The organism is Duganella kummerowiae (assembly GCF_053572355.1).
The window spans coordinates 1-6,118 of the sequence record NZ_JBKFEH010000036.1; the positions used below are offsets into that span (position 1 = coordinate 1).

General features: G+C 56.4%; 6 protein-coding genes. All 6 read right to left on the reverse strand.

Annotation, left to right across the window (positions count from 1 at the left end):
* Positions 1-218 (reverse strand): hypothetical protein (locus ACLB1G_RS27815; protein WP_491630524.1); only part of this gene is annotated, 218 nt, incomplete at its 3' end.
* A gap of 64 nt (positions 219-282) precedes the next feature.
* Positions 283-579 (reverse strand): PAAR domain-containing protein, encoded by a 297-nt coding sequence (locus ACLB1G_RS27820; RefSeq protein WP_491630525.1) that lies wholly within the window; start codon positions 577-579, stop codon positions 283-285.
* Between the two features lie 7 nt (positions 580-586).
* Positions 587-1,660: a DUF6708 domain-containing protein gene (locus ACLB1G_RS27825; protein WP_491630526.1), complete on the reverse strand. Its 1,074-nt coding sequence runs from the start codon at positions 1,658-1,660 to the stop codon at positions 587-589.
* Positions 1,661-4,162 (reverse strand): T6SS effector BTH_I2691 family protein, encoded by a 2,502-nt coding sequence (locus ACLB1G_RS27830; protein WP_491630527.1) that lies wholly within the window; start codon positions 4,160-4,162, stop codon positions 1,661-1,663.
* 1 nt (position 4,163) lies between these two features.
* On the reverse strand, positions 4,164-5,036 hold the full coding sequence (locus ACLB1G_RS27835; RefSeq protein WP_491630528.1) for a DUF4123 domain-containing protein: 873 nt from the start codon (positions 5,034-5,036) through the stop codon (positions 4,164-4,166).
* A partial coding sequence (locus ACLB1G_RS27840) for a DUF2345 domain-containing protein (protein ID WP_491630529.1) occupies positions 5,033-6,118 on the reverse strand: 1,086 nt, incomplete at its 5' end. The genes ACLB1G_RS27840 and ACLB1G_RS27835, both read right to left, overlap by 4 nt.

Sequence of the window (6,118 nt, forward strand, 5' to 3'; positions counted from 1 at the left end):
TTGTTGCGCGCGGCGATGCGCATGGCCGTCACCACGAATTCGCGCTCCTGCGGCGGATGGCGGTCGATCTCGGGATGGCCCTCCAGCGTGAAGTATTCGCCCGCGCACAGATCGCGCACGCTGCCTTCGCCGTGGAAGCACTTGGTCTCGAACTCGTGGCTGGTGATCAGTTCGCGCGGGATGCGCAGGATGTCGACCAGGTCGATATCGCATTCCATTCGCTCCTCCGCTTTTTCGAAAATGAATAGCGATGGTGGCATCCGGGAAAATCGATGCTTGACCTTAGACAATTTCCGGCGAAATGGTGGCTCTACTAAACGCTGCTGAAGGTAGCGATGGTGGAGACCAGGTTGGCGCCGCAGCTGGTCTTGTCGCCTTGGTAGGCGACTGTTTGCCTTTGATGGTGTGGCGGGCGTTGCCGCTGACGATGGTGCAGCCCTGGTGGCCCCGGATCGGGCAGCTGCAGCTGTCGCCAACCAGGGCGACCGGCTTGCCGCTGACGGTGAAGTGCGGCGCGCCGGTGCTGGTGACGGCGCCGCCGTGGGTGGTGGGGTCGCCTAGGCGGATGATGTTTTTCATGCTGTTCTCACGGGTTGTCTCGGGCCCACCGCAGGGCGTTGTTCTCGCTGTTTGGTCCCGTCCATCCTGGAACCTCTCGTTCAGGCAGGGACTCATAAGTGCCAGCCACCCTGGCTTTGTTGGTTTCATACCATCCCACCGGGGTACCGTTGGTGGGCTGATTGAATGGGTCGTCTTTATCGATTTGGCTGACTTCTTCAACCGCCCTTGGCCAAATGCATTTTCGGCAGGTCTTTAGCGTGATGTATCTGCAAATACCCATCGATATAAATAATGGCATGAATGCTATTCTAAAGGCAGCAGACGAGTTAAATCCGCCATCCACCAGCATACAGTTGATGATCGATCCCAATAAATTCTCATCCTGGCTCATGAAAAGCATAGGCGGCGGAAGGTTTTCCGGGCCTTGATTCATGTACATGCACCAGTAGTTCCACTGACCAAGGAGCTCTTCCATGCCTTCAGCATGATGCCATGTACGTCCCATGGCAAAAGTTCGAACAATTTCTCCTTTATCATTCAATTGATAGCATCGGATGTGATAGGAGTTTTCCTCATCGAATTTTTCTGATCCTCTATGGATGCAAAAAAATGTAGATTCATCCCATGGCACTTCCCAGACTATATCGCCCTTATCTCTTGATGTGAAAAACCGCCTGTGTCTGAGTGCATAAATCTTTTTTTCTCTCCTATTAAACCTAATAGGACGAGTACGTAGAGAAAATATCTCGTCTCTCCATATCTTGAGAATTATGAATCGTGTGAGAAGGAATATTGAAACCACTCCAACTGTCGGTGCGAAGAGATATGAAAAACTGATTTCAGCAATAGTTCTAAACATGTATACGACGACATAACCCATCCCTCCTACCCCGATGATATTGCTCAGCAGCGCGAATGCTAAGCGTTGTCGTTCCATGTGAGGCTGTTCTGTTACGTCCATGAATGTCGAGTTTATGCAATATGTTGCACCTGTATCCTTCACCTTAGGCCCCACACATTGGCTCGTAGGCAGTCGATGCAAAAGATCCCAATCAGGAATCTCATTTCCAGTCTTGAACTTAAATATCCTTTCATCCATTTAGTCCTCCATAGCATCGTTAAAAGCTGCCACCTCTTTTTCCACACTCCCATAGCGTTGACTCTCTAAAGAAAGCGAGAAATAACAATGGAATATCCATTTCTGAAGCTTGGGCCTGCTCAACATCGCGATCAAAATTGGTAAAGCTAAGGCAGCAACAAAGAATTGCCACGCTACTACAATGGTGGTTGCAAAAGAAATATAAGCAAGCGAGAATCCTAGCCCAGCACTAGCGCCATATAGACCAGCTCGAACAGATTGACCGTCGCTCCAGGCGCTGTAGGCAGAAAAAAGATCTGAAATTGCGCTGATAGCAGATCCCAAGGCCGCCACGCCTTTGCCTGTTGCCACAATCATTTGTGCCTTTTTCTGGTTGATAACCCAGTGCGATTTGATCACTTCAGAAATCGGATGGGTAGCTGCCTTCTCTAGCATCGTACCAACACCTTCAATTACTGCGCCGAGTAGGTTGCAGCCCGCAGCAGTTAGTTTCACAAGCGCCTTTCGCTGTTCGAACTGATCAGCATTTTTGAAATTTTGTAGCGCGAAGGACGTTGTCACAATATTGAGTATCGCCGCCACCGTACCTAGCTGAAACTCCTTGGAGCTGAGCCAAGTCACGGTTGTTCTGTAACCAGGTATTTCTACTTTTTTAAGCGAATCGCCCGTTATTCGGAGGTCCCGCCTGAGCTCTTCCATGTCCAGTTCATAGGCACAGACCGCCTGGACCGAACGCGCTTTATAGAGAAATTTTCGGGTCTCTAACTGGACGCGCCTCCTCTCTGCTCGGGTTTCAATTTCCACCCCATGCTCTTTAGCCTGAGTGATAATCCAATTTCCCACTTCCACGGCATTTAGATTGCTAGGTCTGATATGTACTCTTCCCAAGAGCGAAAGGCTGAGCAATGCCACATTACGCATCACAGTGGAGCTGGCCTGCCCTAGCGCCCTGGCCAGCAAGCCTGAGGTGGTGAGCGCCAAAGTGTCCATCCTTGTAAGAGGAAGACTCCCCTTGGCCTTTTTCAGCGCCGCCTTGTAGATGCTGAGCACGCTGGTGATCTTGAAATCCGAGCCTTTGAACTGATGCTGTGCAGCTTTGATGACCTCGTCATGATTGAACAGCAGCGCCCGCGCGTACAAATTCCGCGTGTTCTCCACATCGCCCTTCTTCAGCCATGCAGTCAGCAGGTCGTTGCACGGCTCAGTTCCCGCAGCCTTGCCGATACATTGCGTCAGCGATTCCCGATAGCTGAACCCGCTGTCCAGGTCGGCATCATCGTGTACCCCGTGCATCCAGCCCGCCAGCTGCTCCGAGTCCAGCCACAGCCCATGACACAGGGCCAGGCTGATGCCCACCGGCTCATAAGCCTTCCGTGCCTGCTCGAATTGACGCGGCAATGCGCTGCGCCGCGCAGTATCGAGCAGCGGCTTGCCATCCTCGGTGATCAGCTCATTCCAGGCGTTTTCCTCCGCAGCCTTGCGACGTCCACCGACATCCTTGCCATACTGCCTTTCCTGCTCCTTGCGCCGCTTTTCGTAGTTGTTGACGCCGCCGGCCTTCAGCACCTCCCAGCTCTGTCTCATCTGGGTGTAGGTCAGGCCGTCCGCAGGCATGCTTTCATCGGCCTGCGCTATCCGTTCGGCCGCGTCGAACTTCGCTGCCGCCTGCGCCTTCACCGCTTCTTCGGCAGACGAGAGCAACTGGTCAACAATGTGGGCATGGTAGATCGTTGGATCGAATCCGGAATGCTGGGTCGGCACGGTCAACTCGGCCAGATCATTGGTCATGCCCACCGGATCATCGACCGCAACGATATAGGCTTTGCGGTGGGGCTCCTGCATGGAGAATGCCTTCAACATATCCGGAGCCCAGCGCCGTCTGCGTATCTCGTGGTTGATAGGCGTATTGCTGAAGCCGAAGGCCTTTGCCATTGCGGGCACATCGCAGGAAAAGTGCGCTATGGAACGGTAGCCGCTTGCGAATTCCTGGGTATGCGTAGCTTGGCCGGAGAGCATCAACGGGACGTTCACACATCGCATGTGGCCTTCGCGCCAACCTGCGCTATCCACCTTGCGCAGTAATGCCGCAGTCCAGGGCGTGTTCGACCAGCCGATCCAGAGATTCGTCGCAGGGTCTTTCGCCGTGTGCGTGATGTCCACGCAAAGCGACAAGGTCCCATCCACCGGATCGATGCAGCTGTATGGTAAGGGCACGGCGGGTGGCGGCGGCAGATCGATGGGGAACTGCCATAACCGGCCTCGGTCCATCACGATGTATCCCTTGAGCCGGCGGCGTTTCTCGTCGTATGTATAGAGGAAGCCGGTACGTACGGCGCGCAGTGTATATTTCGCTGGCCTCACATGCGCAGGCGCTCCCTCGATGAGAAAATTTCCTTGCAGCCCAGGCACGCCGTCTGCGCCAGCCGGGCAGGCTAGCGCATACCGCACCGGATAAATCAGCAGTCCCTTGCGGCCACAATATGAGCAGTGTTCCCTCGGCATGTCATTCTCCTGTCAGCGCAGCATTCATGCGTTCCAGATCGCGTGCATACAGTTGATCCAGCAATGCCGGCCAGCTGATTTGTCCGCGCTCCAGCGCGCTCCACGCATCATCGAGCTTGTAGTGATAGCGGAATGCGCGGCCATAGCGCGTGCACCAGCTTGCGAATTCCGCCAGGTCCTCGTCGGAGAGGTGCAGCCTGGCCGCCCCTTCCATGAGATATCCGAGCACGGTGCCCTGTCGTCCCAGCAGGTCCGGCGCAAGATTCTCCAGCTCCATCCTGGACAACACGCTGGTAAGCATCCGCGTATGCTTGAGGTACTGCCAATGCGTCTTGTCCGGCCATACCTGTTCGTAAAGCGAGAGCGCATCCTTGCTGTCGGCCGTGCGCTCCAGGCGCCACCAGCGCCGGCACCATGCGAAGTCCCAGGATTGGATAGGCGCCAGTAACGCGTTGATCTGCTCCGCGCTGTAGATCCTGGGCAGAAGAGACAGTACCCGAGGGTCGAAATAGCGCCACAACACCTGTTCGCCTTCCGGGCCTGCACCGATCAAAAACCTTGACAGGTGGCGGGCGAGATTCTGCGGCGCCAGTGCCGATATCAGATGGCCACAGATGGATGGCGGCGAACCGCCCTCCATCTGATCGCAAAAGAGATCCGCCAGCTCGGCCCTTTGTTCGGGCGACAGCTCATCCAGGTAGATCAGGCATGGCATGAGGTGCTCGACATTCGTCAATCCTGGTGGGGAGCAGCGCTCCAGCCTGGGCATCGCTACGCCCAAGCTCTTGGGAAAGGTCGCCATATCCACCAACAGGTAGCCCGCCGCGCAGTCCACATTTGGCTTGCTGATGCAGCGCATCGACGCGGCCTTCATGCCAGTGGCACCGATGCATCGCCACCTTGGGCGGCGGTGGTGGCCTGCGTCGGGCACGCTTTGGTGTCCTGGAATTGCAGGGACTTGCTGCTGCCTTCCTTGAAGTGATGTCCCGACGCGCGCATCTCGTGCTCGCCGGAGGTGCATCCTTTGATGCCATCGGCGCTCAGCACCAATTCCGCGCCGCCGCCATTGATGCGCACTCCCTGCTTTGCACTGATCGTTATCCAGTCAGTCGTGCTCAGTATTTCCACCACCTTCTTGGCGAGCAGCGAAAGCGCTTCGGTTTGTGCCTGCACCTCGACCTTGCCAGTGGTGGCGGTCAACTTGAGCTCTTTCTGGTAGGCGAACAGGTTCAGGCTCTCCGCTGCGTGCAACGCCACCTTGGCAGCGGACGAGATGTGGAGATCGCCACCGCTGCTGATGCCGGTTTCCGTCGCCGCCCCAAGCAGGAGACTCCTGCCGCTTGCGATGGCCACTCCTTCCGGCCCATCGACGGCGACCAACGGCACACCGTCTTCCAATTGTTTGATCTGATTGAGGAGCTCCTCCAAGCCTTCCCCTATTGCTTCTTCCTTGGCGAATTGTTGGGCCAGACGAGCCAATTGCCTGGTCACCGTTTGCAGCTTGGTCACAGTGCCGCTGAATTCTTCACGCGACAACAGCTTGCCGCGAACGCCGCCACCAGGGCTGGCCGAAATCAATACGCCATCGGCGCCCCGGACCACAGCGTGGAAATCGCTCCTGAGCTCAGCACCCTCGCCCCTGCTCCCACTTTTGCTATTGGGATCACGTTCGGTCAGCCATCCCAAATTGAGCTGGGAAGCGCCATGATCGCTGGCCAACTGCGCACTAATCTCCCCCGGCGTATCATCAAACCGCAACTGATTGGCCCGCCCACCGTTGACTTCGCGGCTCTTCATGCCGGACAAATAGCGGTTCTCGGGCAGCTCGCCCCGGCCGAGCGCGGGCGGCAGGCCTGCACCGTTGTACAGCTGGCCGACAATCACCGGCTTGTCCGGATCGCCGCCCATGAAGGCCACCAGCACCTCGGTGCCCACGCGCGGCAGGCCCAGGAAGCC